The 19,672-nt window shown below is 61.3% G+C and carries 13 protein-coding genes, 1 pseudogene and 2 riboswitches; of the genes and pseudogenes, 8 read left to right on the forward strand and 6 right to left on the reverse strand.

Annotated elements, in window-relative coordinates:
• Nucleotide 1: 1 nt before the first annotated feature.
• Complete coding sequence (gene cobN / locus IF199_RS16710; RefSeq protein WP_192558149.1) at nt 2-3,775, reverse strand: cobaltochelatase subunit CobN; 3,774 nt, start codon at nt 3,773-3,775, stop codon at nt 2-4.
• 3 nt (nt 3,776-3,778) lie between these two features.
• Complete coding sequence (cobW, locus tag IF199_RS16715) at nt 3,779-4,852, reverse strand: cobalamin biosynthesis protein CobW (RefSeq protein WP_096821605.1); 1,074 nt, start codon at nt 4,850-4,852, stop codon at nt 3,779-3,781.
• A gap of 99 nt (nt 4,853-4,951) precedes the next feature.
• A riboswitch (cobalamin riboswitch) is annotated at nt 4,952-5,162 on the reverse strand.
• 732 nt (nt 5,163-5,894) lie between these two features.
• A riboswitch (cobalamin riboswitch) is annotated at nt 5,895-6,115 on the forward strand.
• 122 nt (nt 6,116-6,237) lie between these two features.
• Between cobW and IF199_RS16720 the strand changes: the two genes are divergently transcribed.
• From IF199_RS16720 to cobM, 4 genes are all read left to right on the forward strand, one after another.
• The gene (locus IF199_RS16720; protein WP_016983301.1) at nt 6,238-6,435 is read left to right on the forward strand and encodes a CbtB domain-containing protein; all 198 of its coding nucleotides are present in this window, start codon (nt 6,238-6,240) and stop codon (nt 6,433-6,435) included.
• Between the two features lie 11 nt (nt 6,436-6,446).
• The gene (locus IF199_RS16725) at nt 6,447-7,148 is read left to right on the forward strand and encodes a CbtA family protein (RefSeq protein ID WP_192558150.1); all 702 of its coding nucleotides are present in this window, start codon (nt 6,447-6,449) and stop codon (nt 7,146-7,148) included.
• A complete protein-coding gene (locus IF199_RS16730; RefSeq protein ID WP_102621761.1) occupies nt 7,145-7,558 on the forward strand; it encodes a cobalamin biosynthesis protein in 414 nt (137 codons plus the stop codon). Before IF199_RS16725 ends, IF199_RS16730 begins: the two co-directional genes overlap by 4 nt.
• Before the next feature lie 91 nt (nt 7,559-7,649).
• Nucleotides 7,650-8,396: a precorrin-4 C(11)-methyltransferase gene (gene cobM, locus IF199_RS16735; RefSeq protein WP_192558151.1), complete on the forward strand. Its 747-nt coding sequence runs from the start codon at nt 7,650-7,652 to the stop codon at nt 8,394-8,396.
• Between the two features lie 49 nt (nt 8,397-8,445).
• Here cobM and nfuA read toward each other — a convergent pair whose 3' ends face one another.
• The 3 genes and pseudogenes from nfuA to IF199_RS16745 all read right to left on the reverse strand — a co-directional run bounded on the left by nfuA (nt 8,446) and on the right by IF199_RS16745 (nt 11,693).
• Nucleotides 8,446-9,030, reverse strand: coding sequence for a Fe-S biogenesis protein NfuA (nfuA, locus tag IF199_RS16740; RefSeq protein ID WP_003225494.1), 585 nt, complete (start codon nt 9,028-9,030; stop codon nt 8,446-8,448).
• Nucleotides 9,031-9,088: 58 nt separating this feature from the next.
• Nucleotides 9,089-9,317, reverse strand: a pseudogene (locus IF199_RS30510) (acyltransferase family protein); the annotation flags it as partial.
• An 81-nt stretch (nt 9,318-9,398) separates the two neighbouring features.
• Nucleotides 9,399-11,693, reverse strand: coding sequence for a fatty acid cis/trans isomerase (locus IF199_RS16745; RefSeq protein WP_192558152.1), 2,295 nt, complete (start codon nt 11,691-11,693; stop codon nt 9,399-9,401).
• A gap of 158 nt (nt 11,694-11,851) precedes the next feature.
• On the opposite strand from IF199_RS16745, the gene metH reads away from it, so the two are divergent.
• Both metH and IF199_RS16755 read left to right on the forward strand, forming a co-directional pair.
• Nucleotides 11,852-15,562: a methionine synthase gene (gene metH / locus IF199_RS16750; protein WP_096819960.1), complete on the forward strand. Its 3,711-nt coding sequence runs from the start codon at nt 11,852-11,854 to the stop codon at nt 15,560-15,562.
• A gap of 123 nt (nt 15,563-15,685) precedes the next feature.
• The gene (locus IF199_RS16755; RefSeq protein WP_096819961.1) at nt 15,686-15,904 is read left to right on the forward strand and encodes a DUF2970 domain-containing protein; all 219 of its coding nucleotides are present in this window, start codon (nt 15,686-15,688) and stop codon (nt 15,902-15,904) included.
• A 6-nt stretch (nt 15,905-15,910) separates the two neighbouring features.
• Here IF199_RS16755 and IF199_RS16760 read toward each other — a convergent pair whose 3' ends face one another.
• The gene (locus IF199_RS16760; RefSeq protein WP_192558153.1) at nt 15,911-16,984 is read right to left on the reverse strand and encodes an ABC transporter substrate-binding protein; all 1,074 of its coding nucleotides are present in this window, start codon (nt 16,982-16,984) and stop codon (nt 15,911-15,913) included.
• A 525-nt stretch (nt 16,985-17,509) separates the two neighbouring features.
• Between IF199_RS16760 and IF199_RS16765 the strand changes: the two genes are divergently transcribed.
• Together IF199_RS16765 and IF199_RS16770 are read left to right on the forward strand one after the other, a co-directional pair.
• On the forward strand, nt 17,510-19,168 hold the full coding sequence (locus IF199_RS16765; protein WP_096819963.1) for a nitrite/sulfite reductase: 1,659 nt from the start codon (nt 17,510-17,512) through the stop codon (nt 19,166-19,168).
• Nucleotides 19,152-19,646, forward strand: a complete 495-nt coding sequence (locus IF199_RS16770; protein ID WP_096819964.1) for a DUF934 domain-containing protein — start codon at nt 19,152-19,154, stop codon at nt 19,644-19,646. The genes IF199_RS16765 and IF199_RS16770 overlap by 17 nt, the downstream gene beginning before the upstream one ends.
• Nucleotides 19,647-19,672: the final 26 nt, after the last annotated feature.

A 19,672-nucleotide genomic window follows, 5' to 3' on the forward strand; every position in this document is an offset into this window, starting at 1 on the left:
TTCAGCTCTCTTCTTCTATATCCAACAACAGGTTTTCCAGCGCTTCGCGGTACGCGCCCGGCTCCTGCCACATCCCGCGCTGCTGCGCTTCGAGCATGCGCTCGGTCATGTCGCGCAGCGCGTGGGGATTATGCTCGCGCACGAACTCGCGGGTCGCCGGGTCCAGCAGATAGGCGTCGGCCAGCAACGCGTACTGGTGATCGTCGATCAGTTGGGTGGTGGCATCGAAGGCAAACAGGTTGTCGATGGTTGCCGCCAGTTCGAATGCGCCTTTATAGCCGTGGCGTTTGACGCCGTCGATCCATTTCGGATTCGCCGCCCGGGAACGGATCACCCGGTTCAGCTCTTCTTTCAGAGTGCGGATCTTCGGCAAATCCGGCTGACTGTGATCGCCGTGATAACTGGCCGCCGCTTCGCCGCGCAGGGTTTCGACGGCCGCGAGCATGCCGCCCTGGAACTGGTAGTAGTCGTTGGAATCGAGCAAGTCATGCTCGCGGTTGTCCTGGTTTTGCAGCACGGCCTGCACCTGGCTCAGGCGCTGGACGAATTGCTCGCGGGCGGCGGTGCCTTCATCGGAACCGCCGTAAGCGTAGGCGCCCCAGTTCAGATAGACCTCGGCCAGATCCTCGCGGCTCTGCCACAGGCGACCGTCAATGGCGCCCTGCACGCCCGCGCCATAAGCGCCGGGTTTGGCACCGAAAATCCGCCATCCGGCCTGACGCCGGGCAGCCTCTTCGTCCAGCCCTGACTGCCGCAAGGCCTCACGTTCGGCACGCACTTTGGCGGCCAGCGGATTGAGGTCGTCCGGTTCGTCCAGCTCCGCCACGGCTTGCACGGCAGCATCGAACAGACGAATCAGATTGGCGAACGCATCGCGGAAAAATCCGGAGACTCGCAGCGTGACATCGACCCGAGGCCGGTCGAGCAGACTTAGCGGCAGAATCTCAAAGTCATCGACGCGCTGACTGCCTGTCGCCCATACCGGACGCACGCCCATCAGCGCCATGGCCTGGGCGATGTCGTCACCGCCGGTGCGCATGGTCGCCGTGCCCCAGACCGACAAACCGAGCTGGCGTAGATGGTCGCCGTGATCCTGCAGGTGTCGTTCGAGAATCAGGGTTGCGGACTGGAAACCGATCCGCCACGCGGTGGTGGTCGGCAGGTTGCGCACGTCCACCGAATAGAAATTGCGCCCGGTGGGCAATACATCGAGGCGACCGCGACTCGGTGCACCGCTTGGGCCGGCCGGGACAAAGCGACCGCTCAGAGCGTCGAGCAGACCGCGCATTTCGGCCGGGCCGCAGGCGTCCAGACGTGGGGCGATCACTTCGCGCAGGGCACTGACGATCGCCTGCACATCTGACCAGCCAGAAGCGTCCAGTTGCGCCACATCACCCGCCAGTGACTGCTCGATCAATTGCGCCGCGAACAGCTCAAGGCGTTCACGGGTATCCCCCGCCGTACGCCAGACTTCATCGCTGACCGACATTAGTTCCTTTGGACGCGGGCCAGCCCAGGGCTCAGCAAGCACGCAATCCAGCGGATCGAAACCCAGTTGAAACGCCTTGGCCAATGCCCGCAACAGGCTCGACTGAGCACCTTTGCCATCGCCACGGGGAATCCGCAGCAGCGCCAGCAAGGTGTCGATGCGCAGCCGTCCGCTCGGCGACTCACCGAAAATGTGCAGACCATCGCGGATCTGCGACTCCTTCAGATCACACAGATAAGTGTCCAGACGCGGCAGCCAGATCGCCGCGTCAGCGTCGCTGTCGAGGGCTTCGTCGAGTTGCAGTTCGCGATCGATCTGCGTGTCACGCACCAGTTGCAGAATGTCGCGCTGCAATTCACGGGCGCGGCGCGGATCGAGCAATTGCGCTTCGTAATATTCGTCGGCCAGCAATTCGAGATTGCGCAACGGGCCGTAAGTTTCGGCGCGGGTCAGCGGCGGCATCAAATGGTCGATGATCACGGCCTGGGTGCGACGCTTGGCCTGGGCGCCCTCTCCCGGGTCGTTGACGATGAACGGATAGACATTCGGCAGTGGCCCGAGCAGCGCGTCCGGCCAGCAGTTCTCCGACAGACCCACGCCTTTGCCGGGCAACCATTCGAGATTGCCGTGCTTGCCGACATGGATCACGCCGTGAGCGCCGTAGGTCTGGCGCAGCCAGAAATAGAACGCGAGGTACGCGTGCGGCGGCACCAGATCCGGATCGTGATACACCGCGCTCGGGTCGACCTGATATCCCCGCGCCGGTTGAATGCCGACGAAGGTCAGGCCAAACCGCAAGCCGGCGATCATCATCCGCCCGTCACGGCACATCGGATCGTGTTGCGGCGAACCCCAACGTTCCAGCACCGCCGCGCGATTGGCTTCGGGCAGTGCATTGAACATCGTCAGGTAATCGTTCATCGCCAGGCTTTGCTGGCACGGGCGCTGATCGAGCGTATCGAGGTCATTGCTGACGCCGCCGAGCAATTGCTGGATCAGCTCGGTGCCGCTGTCCGGCAGTTCGGCCGGCAGCGGATAACCTTCGGCCTGCAACGCCCGCAGGATATTCAGCGCGGCAGCCGGCGTGTCGAGGCCGACGCCGTTGCCGATGCGCCCGTCACGGGTCGGGTAGTTGGCAAGGATCAGGGCGATACGCTTTTCAGCGTTCGGCACCCGCGCCAGATCGACCCAGCGCCGCGCCAGTTCGGCCACAAAATCCATGCGCTCGGGTTGGGCCCGATAACACACGACATCGGACTGACTGCGCTCGCTGCGCCACGCCAGATCCTTGAAGCTGATCGGTCGGCTGATAATCCTACCGTCCAGCTCCGGCAATGCGATGTGCATCGCCAGATCCCGAGGGCCGAGGCCCTGCTCGCTGTCACGCCAACCTGGCTCGTTGTCCTGGGCGCAGATCGCCTGTATCACCGGAATGTTGCGACGGAACGGCCGCAGATGCGGCGCTTCCGGGCTGGACTGGGCGAAACCGGTGGTGTTCAGAATCACCGAGGCCTCGACCTCATCCAGCCAGTCCTCGACCACCGACAGGCAACCGGTCTCTTTCAAACTGGCCACGGCGATCGGCAGCGGATTGAGTCCGGCAGCCTGCAACCGTTGGCAGAACACGTCGATAAACGCCGTGTTGGCCGCTTGCAAATGCGAGCGGTAAAACAACACCGCCGCGACCGGTTGACCGGGCAGCCAATCGGCTTGCCAGTCGCTCAGTGCGGCGGTGTTTTTGTTTGGGTGGTAAATCGCCGTGCGCGGCAGCGTTTGCGGCTCGCCCCACACGTAATCCCGCGCCAGCCAGCGATTGGCCAGACAGCGGAAGAAGTCCAGCGCATTGCCCATGCCGCCCTGACGAAGAAACTGCCAGAGCCGGTCACGATCCTCGGCGACAACGGTGCTCAAGTCGCTGAGTTCCGGGTCGGGACGGTCATCGCCCGGCACCAGAATCACCTGCACACCGCGTTCGGACAACTCGACCAGCCGCTCGACGCCATAACGCCAATAAGCGATGCCGCCATGCAGCGAAATCAGAATGACCTTGGCATGACGCAGCACTTCATCGACGTACAGGTCGACCGACGCATGGTTCTGCACCTGCATCGGGTTGGCCAGCCGCACGCTCGGGTAATCTTCGGGCAGCTGCTGCGCGGCTTCGGCGAGCAGCGCAAGGCTGGAGTCGCCGCTGCACAGGATCACCAGCTCGGCGGGGGTTTGTCCTAGGTCGGCAATGTTGTCATCCGACACGAAACCGCCGGGCTGGGTCCTGAGCAGGTGCATGGCTTAAACGCTGAGCGCGGCGCGCAATTGCGCTTCGAGCTTGGCCGCGTCCAGTTCCTGGCCGATCAACACCAGACGCGTCACACGTGCCTCATCGGCGCCCCACTGACGGTCGAAGTGCTTGTCGAAACGCGTACCCACGCCCTGGATCAGCAGACGCATCGGCTTGTTCGGGATCGCCGCGAAGCCTTTGACCCGCAGGATGCCATGCTGAACCACCAGTTGCGTCAGCGCATCGAGCAACAAGCTTTCGTCGGCTTGCGGCAGTTCGATGGAGATCGAATCGAAAGCATCGTGATCGTGGTCGTCATGATCATCATCGCCTTCACCGTGGTGGTGATCGTGATGGCTGTGGCGGCTGTCGATGTGCTCTTCGGAACCGGCACCGAGACCGATCAGCACGTCCAGCGGCAGGCGACCGTTGCTGGCTTCGATGATTTTCACCGCTGGCGGCAGCTCTTCGGCGACTTCCAGGCGTACGCGAGCGAGGTCTTCAGGGCTGGTCTGGTCGGCCTTGTTGAGGATTACCAGGTCGGCGCTGGCCAGTTGGTCGGCGAACAGTTCGTGCAGCGGCGATTCGTGGTCCAGGTTCGGGTCGAGTTTGCGCTGGGCGTCAACCTGATCCGGGAACGCGGCGAAGGTGCCGGCGGCCACGGCCGGGCTGTCGACCACGGTGATCACCGCGTCAACGGTGCAGGCACTACGGATTTCCGGCCACTGGAAGGCTTGCACCAGCGGTTTTGGCAGAGCCAGGCCCGAAGTTTCGATCAGGATGTGGTCGAGGTCGCCGCGACGGGCCACCAGTTCGCGCATCACCGGGAAGAACTCTTCCTGAACCGTGCAGCACAGGCAGCCGTTGGCCAGTTCGTAGACGCGGCCGGTGGCTTCTTCTTCGGTGCAGCCGATGGTGCACTGCTTGAGGATTTCACCGTCGATGCCCAGCTCGCCAAACTCGTTGACGATCACCGCGATACGACGGCCCTGAGCGTTGTCGAGCATGTGCCGCAGCAAGGTGGTTTTACCCGAGCCGAGGAAACCGGTGACGATGGTGACGGGGAGTTTGGCCAGTGTTTTCATCGGATGCCCTTTGGCAAGGTGGCGGGCATACGGGACGAGACCGGCAACGCAAGTGCGTGCCTGGAGAGTTCGCCACCGGATCACCCCGCCCGGTTGAAAGTGAGAATCTGTGACGAGGCAGGTCTCCTGGCTGACGGTGTTCAGGCCTTGGGCCCGGTATTCGCTGCGCCTTCCCGCTGGCTCTGGATTGAGTTGGCAGTGGCGTGGCAGCGAACAGCACCGTTCACAGTTGCGGGGGCAGCCGCGGCTTGGACCGCGTTCCCTTCTTAGCTTCGGCGTGGGCCGAAGAACCTCGAAAGCGCAAGGCTACGCATCGTGTGTTGACCGGTCAATGTTTGGATTGGGGGCATATCCGTTGCTGCGGTTATGGCCACTTAGGGTTCCGCCCTTACGGCGGGTCACTTTTGACAAACGCCTCAAAAGTAACCAAAAAGTCTGCGCCCTGACGTACGGCCCTCGCTGTCGCTCGGGTTCCTTCGCTCCGGGATCGATCCGGGCGCATCGCCTACGGTTTGCTTCGCTGCACCTCCTCTCGATGTGTTTGGCTTCGCCAAACGGTCGCTGCGCTCCCACCCCCGGATCAATCCCTCCACTCAGCCTACCGACGGACCTTGCGATCAAAAGCGGTACTTGAGCTAACGCTCATCGTGGTGAGGGGCTTTTGATCTGGCTTTTGCTCTGGCTCTGGCTTTTGATTTTTTGCCCCTTCGGCAGGCCGAGCGGAGGTGTTCATCAGGGGGTAGGCGCGCAGCGCCGTGCGGCGAAGCCGCATACATCGAGAGGAGGTGCAGCGAAGCAAACCGGAGGCGATGCCCCCTGATGGACACCGTAGCGAGGGAACACTGAGCCTAAGCGAAGTGCCGTACGCCGGGGCCAAGACCTTTTGGTTACTTTTGGCTGGGCCGGCATTCCGGGCGTTTGTCAAAAGTGACTCGCTGTAAGAGCGAAACCGCCAGCGGCAGCACCCGAAGCAACGGATATGCCCCCCCTATCCAAACCCACCCCACCCATTCAATTGACTAAAAACCCCAGCCCATGGTCTCCTACACAACTTGTTACGGGTGCCCTGCAAAGGGTGAAACGGGAAACCGGTGAATCATGTGCTTTACTCTAAAGCCATGTCAGTCCGGTGCTGCCCCCGCAACGGTAAGCGAGCGAAGCGTCAGATCCACTGTGCCCCCAGGCATGGGAAGGTGACGCTTGCAGGTCGGCAGACAGCCACCCCTCGTGAGCCCGGAGACCGGCCCGCAACACACAGTACGCATCTTGCGTCACTGAACATAACAAACCCGCGGTGGGCGGGCGCTGTTCGAACCTCTGCGTGCCCGACTCGCAGGGGTTTTCATGCGCACCGTTCACCCGCTGACACTCCAGAGGGAAGCGCCATGTCGATCATCAGCAGCACCGGCAGCAACACGGACAAAATCTCCAGCACCACCACCCTGAGCCAACGCCTGACCGCTGCGATCTTCGCGTCGATCCTGGGTGCCAGCCTGGTCTATTTCGCCGGTTTCTCGCACATCGAAGCGGTTCACAACGCCGCTCACGATACCCGCCACAGCGCCGCGTTCCCGTGCCACTGAGACCCGACGACATGATCAAGCGTATTGCGCAGACCGCAGGTTTCACCGGCCTTCTGGCCGCCCTGCTCCTGACGTTGCTGCAAAGCTTCTGGGTGTCGCCGCTGATTCTTCAGGCAGAGACCTTCGAGAAAGCCGAGCCGGTTGCCGCCGTTCACGAACACGCCGCCGGCACCGCCGCCCATACCCACGATGCCGAAGCCTGGGAGCCGGAAGACGGCTGGCAGCGCGTTGTGTCCACTACCGGTGGCAATCTGGTCGTGGCCGTGGGTTTCGCCCTGATGCTGGCCGGTCTGTACACCCTGCGTGCGCCGACCAAGACATCGCAAGGCCTGCTCTGGGGTCTGGCCGGTTATGCGACTTTCGTACTCGCACCGACACTGGGCCTGCCGCCTGAGCTGCCGGGCACCGCCGCTGCAGACCTGGCGTCGCGCCAGATGTGGTGGATCGGCACCGCCGCGTCGACCGCTGTCGGCCTGGCGTTGATCGCGTTCGGTGGCAACTGGTTGCTCAAGATCCTCGGCGTGGCGATTCTCGCTGTGCCACACGTGATCGGCGCCCCGCAACCGGAAGTGCACTCGATGCTCGCGCCGGAAGCACTGGAAGCTCAATTTAAAATCGCTTCGCAGTTGACCAACGTGGCGTTCTGGCTGGCTCTGGGCCTGATCAGCGCCTGGTTGTTCCGCCGCAAAAGCGATGGTCAATACCACGCATGACCGATGACAGCGCAGTGCCGACCTTTGTGGTCGGCCTGGGCTGCCAGCGCGGCTGCCCGGCCAGTACGCTGCGCGCCTTGCTCGACCAGGCCCTGCAGGCGCATCGCATCGAACTCGAAGCGGTCAAGGCCCTGGCCAGTATCGACCTGAAACGCGACGAACCCGGCCTGCAGGAACTGGCGGCACAACTGGCGCTGCCGCTGCTGTATTTCAGCAGCGAAGAACTGGCCAGTTATCAGCAACGCCTGAGTCACCATTCGCAGATCGCTTTCGAACGCACCGGTTGCTACGGCGTGGCGGAAAGCGCCGCACTGGCGCTTGCCGAACAACTGATCCAGGCCCCGGCAAAACTGCTGATTTCCAGACAAAAATACGCCCAGGCAACCCTGGCATTGGCCGGCGCGGCGTAAATTCCCGATAATCCCCGCTTTCGATCATGAGCATTCTTCATCTGAACTGCTCTTGAAGCCTCGACCTGCCCTACTTTCACAGGATCCAACGATGACCGTTTACTTCATCGGCGCCGGCCCCGGCGACCCGGAATTGATCACTGTCAAAGGTCAGCGACTGATTCGCAGCTGCCCGGTGATCATCTATGCAGGTTCGCTGGTGCCGGCGGCGGTGCTGGACGGTCATTCGGCTGAAACCGTGGTCAACAGCGCCGAACTGCATCTGGAACAGATCATCGATCTGATCAAGACCGCCAACGCCAAGGGCCTGGACGTGGCGCGGGTGCATTCGGGCGATCCGAGCCTGTATGGCGCCATCGGCGAGCAGATCCGTTATCTGCGCGAGCTGGACATCCCGTTCGAGATTGTCCCCGGCGTAACCGCCACTGCTGCCTGCGCGGCGTTGTTGGGCGCCGAACTCACTTTGCCGGACATCTCGCAAAGCGTGATCCTGACCCGTTACGCGGACAAGACCGCGATGCCCGCCGGGGAAGAACTGGGTAACCTCGCGCAGCACGGGGCGACCATGGCGATTCATTTGGGGGTCAATCATCTGGAGAAAATCCTCGCCGAACTGCTGCCGCACTATGGTGCAGACTGCCCGATCGCGGTGATCCACCGGGCGACGTGGCCGGATCAGGACTGGGTGATCGGGACGCTGGAGGATATTGCCGCGAAAGTAGCCGCCAAGGGGTTTCGGCGTACGGCACTGATTCTGGTCGGGCGGGTGTTGGGCAGCGATCATTTCAGCGAATCGTCGCTGTATCGCGCGGGGCATGCGCATTTGTATCGACCATAAAAAAACGGCGCTCACGGGGCGCCGTTTTTTTTATGCCGCAGCGAACGCCTTAGTAGTAGGCGTTTTCTTTCTGCGTGTGGTCGGTCACGTCGCGAACGCCCTTGAGCTCCGGAATGCGCTCGAGCAAGGTGCGCTCGATGCCTTCCTTCAGGGTTACGTCCGCCTGGCCGCAGCCCTGGCAACCGCCGCCGAACTGCAGCACGGCAATGCCGTCTTCAACCACATCGATCAGGCTGACCTGACCGCCGTGGCTGGCCAGCCCCGGGTTGATTTCGGTTTGCAGGTAATAGTTGATGCGCTCGTTGACCGGGCTGTCGGCGTTGACCATCGGTACTTTGGCGTTCGGTGCCTTGATGGTCAGCTGGCCGCCCATGCGGTCGGTGGCGTAGTCGACGACAGCATCGTCGAGGAACGCTTCGCTGAACGAGTCGATGTAGGCGGTGAAGCTTTTCAGCCCCAGCGCTGTGTCTTCAGGTTTCTCTTCGCCCGGCTTGCAATAGGCAATGCAGGTTTCGGCGTACTGGGTGCCAGGCTGGGTGATGAAGACGCGGATGCCGATACCCGGGGTGTTCTGCTTGGAAAGCAGATCGGCCAGGTAATCATGGGCGGCGTCGGTAATGGTAATAGCGGTCATGGAAACTCCTCGCAGGCTTGAGGCGGAGTTTACGCCAATCGGCGCGCGGCACAAAGTCCTAGTATTTACGTAGGAATAGTTCGCAAATCGGCCAAGCGCCAGGTTCGCCGTCAATCCGGGCTTTAAGCCTCGGATAGCTGCGTTTCTCTACCCATTCGCAGCTCAGCCATGAAGCGTCTCCGATGGCCAGCGCACAGACAAATAACATCAAATACGGGTTGATCCCATAGCGTCGGGCCAGATAACCGCCTGCCCGACAGCACCAGCACGTACATCAGATACACCGACTCGAAGAAAATCTGCAACATCGATGGCGCTCCCGATCCCGTGCTACACAGGATTGGGACAGCTGCCATCGATCAAACCGATCAAAGATTCTCGTACCGGTTCATATCCAGCACGCCCTCTTCCACCGGGTCGGTTTCATGGATGTACTGGCTCAGATCGTGGAAGTAGAACCAGAACTGTGGATGGCTGCGGCGAATACCCCAACGTTCGACGATCTTCTCGAACTGCGGCGCATCCTTCGCGCTTTCCATGGCATCGACAAACGCCGGCACCTGATCCGCCGGGATGTTGAACATGAAGTTCGGGTAGCTGCTGAGCACGCCCGGATAAATGGTCAGGGTGTCGAGGCCCGGCTGATAGCGCAGTGACTCACCCAGCAGGAACGCCACGTTGCTGTGGGCGCGGTTGCGCAGCAGGCTGTAGACCTCGCGTTTGCCGCTGGCAGTTTCGATGCGCAGCATGGTCGCTTCCGGCAACTGATCGATCACTTTCAGCCCCGCCGCAGGACGCGCCGTCAGACGGCTCAGCGCCTGTTCGGCGTTTTGCAGCGCCGGGTCGATGTTCGGCCGCGAGCAGTAGGCATCCACGCAGCGATTGATCGGATCGGGCCGTGCGTTGAGGTCGCCGTAACGGGCGAGCAACTGCATGGCGAAGTCATGTTTCGGGTCTTTTCCGTCGAGTTTCAGTGCCGTTGGCTTGTCGTCGTCGATGGACTCGTAGTCCAGCCACATCTTGAACTGGCCGCTGCTCTGATACCAATCGTCGAGGTAGTCCTCGCGGGAATCGGCCGGCATCAGACGCAGAAAATTCTGCTCGGCGCCATTGCGGATCAGGTCGAAGTACAGTCGGGTCTGCGCCTGATGGGAGACGTTGCCGAACACATCGAAATTCACCGCCAACTGGTAATAGGTGCGCTCCAGCAACGGATAGTCGAACAGCCACATGGTCTGCGGCACTTCGCCGATCAGGCCTTTGGTCACCGACGCGCTGTCGAAGTGGCGGAAGATGCTCAACAGCGCATTGTCGTTGCCCGCCCACAGGGTCGACCAGCTCGGCGCCGGTTGGTCGGCGTAACTGTCACGGCGCAAGGCTTCGTACTTGTTTCGCTTGTTGCGATAGTCGTGCCACAGGCTCAGGACGCTGCCGACATCGTCGTTCTGCCCCGGCATGGCCAGCAACGGCGTGGCCTGGCCGCGATAGTTCGGATCGGTGATGTACAGGTCATGTTCCGGCGCCTGGAACAGCGCCCAGAAATTATCGCGAATCACGTCAGTTGCGATCTGGCCACGGCATACCGGGCCGCGAATGAACGTGCGCACGAAGTATTCGGCGTTATCGAGCATGAACTGATAACGCGCCTGCGCCGGAATCGCCTCGAAGGTCGCAAACGGGTTGGCCCGGCTCTGTGGCCCGTAACCCGGCAGCGCATGCACCTGCCAGTTGCCGTTGTAGAACAGGCTTTTGACCCGCGCCATCTTCGCCGCACTCAGCGGATAAGTGATGTGGGTCTTGTGCACGATCACGCCCTGCACCGGCCACAGGCGGTAATACACCTGGGTGCCCGGATCATCGTTCGGGCGACGGGTGGCAATCAGGTCGATCGGCTGGCCGGTCGGCGTGCGCGAACGCACCCACTGGAAGAAATGCCCCGGCTCGCCGTCCTTGAAATAGATGTGCGCCAGGAACCAGTGCTCATACAGCCAGCGCCCGACCAGACTCTCCCGCGCGCCAGGCTGGTTGAGCAGGTTTTCCCACTGCACGATCTGCAGCGCTTCCTTGGCGCTCGGCGCCAGGCCCTGCTCGTCGATTGGCGCGCCGGACGCCAGCCAGCGCTGCAACGTCTGATATTGCTGGTTGGTCAGGCCGGTGACCGCCAGCGGCATGCCCTCTTTCGGGTGGGCGCCGGCATAGCCGTCGAACTCGGCCGACATCGCGCACATGTTTTCCCGTTGCAGGCCGAGGACGATGTCCTCCGGCAATTTGGCGTTGGGTGTCAGTGGCGTTTTGTGCCCCAATTCCAGCATGCGCGCCATCAGTGCCGCCTGACTGCCCTGGGCGTCGAGTACCGAATAGAAGTCTTTCTGCTGCCAGGCACGTTTGCCAAAAGCGTCGTAGAACAGCCGCGTGGTCGGCGCTGCCTGAGTGCGTTCGCCGTCGTAGACCGGCATCTTGCTCGCGCCACGGGCCGCGCCTTCACCACTGCCCAGGTTCAACTGGCAGGCGGAGTCGTAGCACGCATGGCAGGCCACGCACTTCTCGGTGAAGATCGGCTGGATATCGCGGGTGTAAGAAATCGAAGGCGAGATCGCAGGACTTTGCGCCGCCGCGCCAAAGCTCAAAAACAGCAACACCATGCTGACGACGCGGTACGACATATCCTTGATCCTGATCCTGAATAAAAACGCCGCGATTCTACCGTTATGACGCCCGTGCCAACATGAGCGATATTCATGCAAAAGTGCCGCATGCTCTAAATCCGCACAGGTTTGTTATGATCCCGCTCCTTCGTCATGGTCTTTTTCGAGTAGTCCCAATGTCCGATCGCAGCGTCCGCCTTCAAGCTCTCAAGCAAGCCCTCAAAGAGCGCATCCTGATACTCGATGGCGGTATGGGCACGATGATCCAGAGCTACAAGCTCGAAGAGCAGGATTATCGCGGCAAGCGTTTCGCCGACTGGCCGAGCGACGTCAAGGGCAACAACGACCTGCTGGTCATTACCCGTCCCGACGTGATCGGCGGCATCGAGAAAGCCTACCTGGATGCCGGCGCCGACATCCTGGAAACCAACACCTTCAACGCCACCCGCATTTCCATGGCCGATTACGGCATGGAAGAACTGGCCTACGAACTCAACGTAGAAGGCGCACGACTGGCGCGCAAGGTCGCCGACGCCAAGACCGCCGAGAACCCGGACAAGCCGCGCTTCGTCGCCGGCGTGCTCGGCCCGACCAGCCGCACCTGCTCGCTGTCGCCGGACGTCAACAACCCGGGCTATCGCAACGTCACCTTCGATGAGCTGGTGGAAAACTACACCGAAGCCACCAAAGGCCTGATCGAGGGCGGCGCCGACCTGATCCTGATCGAAACCATCTTCGACACCCTCAACGCCAAGGCTGCGATCTTCGCCGTGCAAGGCGTGTTCGAAGAGTTGCACATCGAACTGCCGATCATGATTTCCGGCACCATCACCGACGCCTCCGGTCGTACCCTGTCGGGCCAGACCACCGAAGCATTCTGGAACTCCGTGGCCCACGCCAAGCCGATTTCGGTCGGTCTGAACTGCGCACTCGGCGCCCGTGAACTGCGTCCGTACCTGGAAGAGCTGTCGGACAAGGCCAGCACCCACGTTTCGGCGCACCCGAACGCCGGCCTGCCGAACGAATTCGGCGAGTACGACGAGTTGCCGGTGGACACCGCCAAAGTCATCGAAGAGTTCGCCCAGAGCGGTTTCCTCAACATCGTCGGCGGTTGCTGCGGCACCACCCCGGGGCACATCGAAGCCATCGCCAAAGCCGTCGCCGGTTACGCGCCACGGCAGATTCCGGACATTCCCAAGGCTTGCCGCCTGTCGGGTCTGGAGCCGTTCACCATCGATCGCAGCTCGCTGTTCGTCAACGTCGGCGAGCGGACCAACATCACCGGTTCCGCAAAATTCGCCCGTCTGATCCGTGAAGACAACTACACCGAAGCCCTGGAAGTCGCCCTGCAGCAGGTCGAGGCCGGCGCCCAGGTGATCGACATCAACATGGACGAAGGGATGCTCGATTCGAAGAAGGCCATGGTGACCTTCCTCAATCTGATTGCCGGCGAGCCGGACATCTCCCGCGTACCGATCATGATCGACTCCTCGAAATGGGACGTGATCGAAGCGGGCCTGAAGTGCATTCAGGGCAAGGGCATCGTAAACTCGATCAGCATGAAAGAAGGCGTCGAGCAGTTCATCCACCACGCCAAACTGTGCAAACGCTACGGCGCTGCCGTGGTGGTGATGGCGTTCGACGAAGCCGGCCAGGCCGACACCGAAGCGCGCAAGAAAGAAATCTGCAAACGCTCCTACGACATTCTGGTCAACGAAGTCGGCTTCCCGCCGGAAGACATCATCTTCGACCCGAACATCTTCGCCGTGGCCACCGGTATCGAAGAACACAACAACTACGCTGTGGACTTCATCAACGCCTGTGCCTACATCCGTGACGAACTGCCGTACGCACTGACTTCCGGCGGCGTGTCCAACGTATCGTTCTCGTTCCGTGGCAACAACCCGGTGCGCGAGGCGATTCACTCGGTGTTCCTGCTGTACGCGATCCGCGCCGGCCTGACCATGGGTATCGTCAACGCCGGTCAGCTGGAAATCTACGACCAGATCCCGCAGGAACTGCGTGACGCCGTTGAAGACGTGATCCTCAACCGCACACCGGAAGGCACCGACGCCCTCCTCGCGATCGCCGACAAGTACAAGGGCGACGGCAGCGTCAAGGAAGCCGAGACCGAAGAGTGGCGCAGCTGGGACGTCAACAAGCGTCTGGAACATGCACTGGTCAAGGGCATCACCACCCACATCGTCGAAGACACCGAAGAGTCCCGTCAGTCCTTCGCCCGTCCGATCGAAGTGATCGAAGGCCCGCTGATGTCCGGCATGAACATCGTCGGCGACCTGTTCGGCGCCGGCAAAATGTTCCTGCCGCAGGTGGTTAAGTCCGCCCGCGTGATGAAGCAGGCCGTGGCCCACCTGATCCCGTTCATCGAACTGGAAAAAGGCGACAAGCCGGAAGCCAAGGGCAAGATCCTCATGGCCACCGTAAAAGGTGACGTGCATGACATCGGCAAGAACATTGTCGGCGTGGTACTGGGTTGCAACGGCTACGACATCGTCGACCTCGGCGTGATGGTACCAGCCGAGAAGATCCTGCAAGTGGCCAAGGAACAGAAGTGCGACATCATCGGCCTGTCCGGCCTGATCACCCCGTCGCTGGATGAAATGGTCCACGTGGCCCGCGAGATGCAGCGCCAGGACTTCCACCTGCCGCTGATGATCGGCGGCGCGACCACCTCCAAGGCACATACGGCGGTGAAGATCGAGCCGAAGTACAGCAACGACGCGGTGGTCTACGTCACCGACGCCTCCCGCGCCGTGGGCGTGGCGACGCAGTTGCTGTCCAAGGAGCTGAAGGCCGGTTTCGTCGAGAAGACCCGCGAAGAGTACGTCGAAGTCCGCGAGCGCACCGCCAACCGCAGCGCCCGCACCGAACGCCTGAGCTACGCGGCCTCGATCGCGAAAAAACCGCAGTTCGACTGGGCCACTTACACCCCGGTCAAACCGACGTTCACCGGCAGCCGCGTGCTGGACAACATCGACCTCAACGTCCTGGCCGAGTACATCGACTGGACGCCGTTCTTCATCTCCTGGGATCTGGCCGGCAAGTTCCCGCGCATCCTCGAAGACGAAGTGGTCGGTGAGGCCGCGACCTCGCTGTACAAGGACGCCCGCGAAATGCTGACCAAGCTGATCGACGAGAAGCTGATCAGCGCCCGTGCGGTGTTCGGCTTCTGGCCGGCCAATCAGGTGCATGACGACGATATCGAGCTGTACGGCGATGACGGCAAGCCGATGGCGCGCCTGCATCACCTGCGCCAGCAGATCATCAAGACCGACGGCAAGCCGAACTTCTCGCTCGCCGACTTCGTCGCGCCGAAGGACAGCGAAGTGACCGACTACGTCGGTGGCTTCATCACCACCGCCGGGATCGGCGCCGAAGAAGTGGCCAAGGCCTATCAGGACGCTGGCGACGACTACAACTCGATCATGGTCAAGGCGTTGGCCGACCGTCTGGCCGAAGCCTGTGCCGAATGGCTGCACCAGCAGGTGCGTAAAGAGCACTGGGGTTATGCCAAGGATGAAGTTCTCGACAACGAGGCGTTGATCAAAGAGCAGTATTCCGGCATCCGCCCTGCCCCGGGCTACCCGGCGTGCCCGGATCACACCGAGAAGGCCACGCTGTTCGCCCTGCTCGACCCTGAGGCCCAGGAAATGCGCGCCGGCCGCAGCGGTGTGTTCCTCACCGAGCACTACGCGATGTTCCCGGCGGCAGCGGTCAGCGGCTGGTATTTCGCGCATCCGCAGGCGCAGTACTTCGCCGTGGGCAAGGTCGACAAGGATCAGGTGCAGAGCTACACCTCGCGCAAAGGCCAGGAACTGAGCCTGACCGAGCGTTGGCTGGCGCCGAACCTGGGTTACGACAACTAAGTTACGACAACCAATCCAGCTTCACCCGACACCCTGTGGGAGCCTATTGGCTCCCACAGGTATTTCTGCACCCCGGAAAGGGTTGGCTATGCTTGTCTGACACACACGGCAGACGAGGGATTTATGGACGATCCAGTCGACAACAAGCCACCGACCTTCTGGCAGATGCTGCAAAGCGTCATGGCGGCGGCGTTCGGGGTGCAGAGCGGCAAGAACCGGGCAAGGGACTTCACCCATGGAAAGCCCAGCCACTTCATCTTCCTGGGCATTGCGTTCACGGCGGTGTTCGCCCTGACGCTGTTTGGCATCGTGCAACTGGTGGTGCATCTGGCAGGCGCGTGACCGGCGTCAGTGCATCAGGGTTTGCAGGTTGAACGGATAGCGATACGAAACCGGACGGCCCTTCGCCGAGAGCTTGCGAAAATGCACGCCGTAGTCCGGCGAAGTGCCCATGGCCAGCATTCGGCGGGCATGATCTCTGTCGATCAGTTGCAACAATGGAATCTGCCGGTCACGACCGCCGTACTGATTCAGATCGACGCCTTGCGCGTGATCATGCAGTTCGACAAGCGCCCAGCCACCGAGGGTGAAATGCCCGCCGAGCAACGCGCTCAGGCGACCGTCAACCATGGCTTGCAAAGCTTCGGGCGAGGTATTGACCGCGCTGAACAACACGTCCTTGCCCGGTACTTTGCCGGCCTCTGAAACGGCGCGCATCGCACCGAAGGCCATTTCATCGTTGGCCGCCCACACCAATGACACTTTTGGATATCGGACCAACAATTGCTTCGCCTGCTCGTAGGCACGTTGTTGCGTCCAGCCGCCGTAGACCAGTTGCCGCAAACGTACCTGAGGATGCTCGGCCAGCGCCCGCTGCATGCCCTTTTCGCGCAGTTGCGCCGAGGGCGTGATCTTCAGGCCGGAAAACGCCAGCAGATCGATGTTTTCACCGGGGGCCACGGGTGGATGCAGGCGAATCAGCTCCTTCATCATCAGGTAACCACCCTCCTCATCGTTGGGCACCAGACTACCGATACGATCCGCGCGCTCTGCCACCAGCGCCTGCTGGTTGGGCGTCAGTGCCGAATTGACGATAAAGAGCTTCACGCCACTGTCATTGGCCATGCGCAGAATCTGCGGCGCGACGTACTGTTCATTGACGAACACCAGATAATCCGGGCGATCAGGCCCCTGCAACGCCAGTCGCGCCTGCGCCAGGGTCAGTTCGGGCTGGCGTTGGGCATAGAGGATGTGCAGGTCGATTCCAAGATCCCGAGCGGCGGCCTGCATGAATTGCGAGTAACTGACCCAGAACGCTTCCTGGGTCGAGCCCGGATTCAGAAACAGCACGGACTCCGCCCGCGCACTGGTCCCGAAGGCCATGCCCAGCAAAAGCAGACTGATGTGGAGAAACTTGAACATGAAGCATCCGGGCCCGGGGAAAAATGGCCGCGCATTATAGCCATTCAATCGCCGGCCATTAGCGCCTGATCCCGCTTTTTGTCCGACAATCGTCGGAAGCGGGCCCGGAGGGGTCGTTTTACTGATGACTGACCCAGAACACCGCTGTTCCAACGACCAGAATGATCAGGAACAGAATGGCCCACGCATCGACACTGCTATCGCTTTTCCTTGCCTTGGTTGGGTTGCTCATTGCATCGCCTCTTGTCGGTTTTATCGGTGATTGCAGAAAGACTCGACCACAGTTAAGACGATGATTGTCCGCACGACAAATGTGGGTTAGTTAACAGTGATTCTCGTTAGTCGTTTTGGTTCTTTCCATATACTCAAACATCACTTTTGCGCATAACTGCAAACGGGTATATTGCCCCGGCTCCATTAGGGAGTGCGCGGCCGTGCGCGCGTAATTGCAGAGGCACCATCGGACTCCAGCAAGCGAAAACGCAGCGTTTTCCGAGTAGCCCAAAGCCTGAGAACAGGACTTATATGTACGTATACGACGAGTACGATCAGCGGATCATCGAGGACCGCGTCAAGCAGTTCCGTGATCAGACCCGACGCTATCTGGCAGGTGAGCTGAGCGAAGAAGAATTCCGCCCCCTGCGCCTGCAGAATGGCCTGTACATCCAGCGTTTCGCGCCGATGTTGCGGGTGGCGGTGCCTTACGGCCAACTGACCTCGCGTCAGATGCGCATGATGGCGAAGATTGCCCGTGACTACGACAAGGGCTACGCCCACATCAGTACCCGCCAGAACGTACAGTTCAACTGGCCGGCACTCGAAGACATCCCGGACATCCTCGCCGAACTTGCCACCGTGCAGATGCATGCGATCCAGACCAGCGGCAACTGCCTGCGCAACGTCACCACCGACCAGTTCGCCGGTGTTGCGTTCGACGAGTTGATCGATCCGCGTCCGTGGTGCGAAATCGTTCGTCAGTGGACCACGTTCCACCCGGAATTCGCCTACCTGCCACGCAAATTCAAGATCGCCGTCAACGGTTCGACCTCCGACCGCGCGGCCATCGAAGTCCACGACATCGGCCTTGAGCCGGTCCACAACGCCGCTGGCGAACTCGGTTTCCGCGTGCTGGTCGGCGGCGGTCTGGGTCGTACTCCGGTGGTGGGTGCCTTCATCAACGAGTTCCTGCCGTGGCAGGACCTGTTGAGCTACCTCGACGCGATCCTGCGGGTCTACAACCGCTACGGCCGTCGCGACAACAAATACAAGGCGCGGATCAAGATCCTCGTCAAAGCGCTGACTCCAGAAGTCTTCGCCCAAAAAGTCGATGCCGAAATGGAACACCTGCGCGGCGGCCAGACAACGCTGACCGAAGCCGAACTGCATCGTGTCGCCAAACACTTCGTCGACCCGGACTACAAGGCGCTGAGCAATCAAGACGCCGAACTGGCCGCCCTCGACAAGGAACACCCGGGTTTCGCCCGCTGGCGCACCCGCAATACCCTGGCACACAAGAAGCCGGGCTATGTAGCCGTAACGCTGTCCCTGAAGCCGACCGGCGTTGCACCGGGCGACATCACCGACAAGCAGCTCGACGCCGTCGCCGATCTCGCCGACCGCTACAGCTTCGGTCAACTGCGCACCTCCCACGAGCAGAACATCATTCTGGCCGATGTCGAACAGAGCCAGTTGTTCACCCTGTGGGGCGAACTGCGTGAAGGTGGTTTCGCTACGCCGAACATCGGCCTGCTGACCGACATCATCTGCTGCCCTGGCGGTGATTTCTGCTCCCTGGCCAACGCCAAGTCGATCCCGATCGCCGAATCGATCCAGCGCCGTTTCGACGACCTGGACTACCTGTTCGACATCGGTGAGCTGGACCTGAACATCTCCGGCTGCATGAACGCCTGCGGTCACCACCACGTCGGCCACATCGGCATTCTTGGCGTGGACAAGAAAGGTGAAGAGTTCTACCAGGTCTCGCTCGGCGGCAGCGCCAGCCGTGACGCCAGCCTGGGCAAGATCCTCGGCCCGTCGTTTGCCCAGGACGACATGCCGGATGTGATCTCCAAGCTGATCGACGTTTACGTGGAGCAACGTACCGAAGACGAGCGCTTCATCGACACCTACCAGCGTATTGGCATCGACCTCTTCAAGGAACGCGTCTATGCAGCGAATCATTAAGAACAACGAGGTCGTCGACGAAACCTGGCACCTGCTGCCCAAGGATTTCAACATTGACGAGATCAGCAACTGCGACGACCTGATCGTCCCGCTGCAGCTGTGGCGTGAACACAGCCGCATGCTCAAGGCTCGCGATGGCGGTCTGGGTGTGTGGCTGGACGCCGACGAAGAAGCCGAGGAAATCGGTGACGACGTGAATGAGTTCCAGGTAATTGCCTTGAACTTCCCGGCCTTCACCGATGGCCGCAACTACTCCAACGCCCGTCTGCTGCGTGACCGCTACGGTTTCAAAGGCGAACTGCGGGCGATTGGCGACGTGCTGCGCGACCAGTTGTTCTACATGCGTCGTTGCGGTTTCGATGCCTTCGCCCTGCGCGCGGACAAAGACCCGTACGACGCCCTGGAAAGCCTCAAGGACTTCTCGGTGACCTACCAGGCCGCCACTGACGAACCGCTGCCGCTGTTCCGTCGCCGCTGACCGTGTACCCCAAGCCCGCCTGCGCG

The sequence above is a fragment of the Pseudomonas allokribbensis genome (genome assembly GCF_014863605.1).
GTDB classification, from domain to species: domain Bacteria; phylum Pseudomonadota; class Gammaproteobacteria; order Pseudomonadales; family Pseudomonadaceae; genus Aquipseudomonas; species Aquipseudomonas allokribbensis.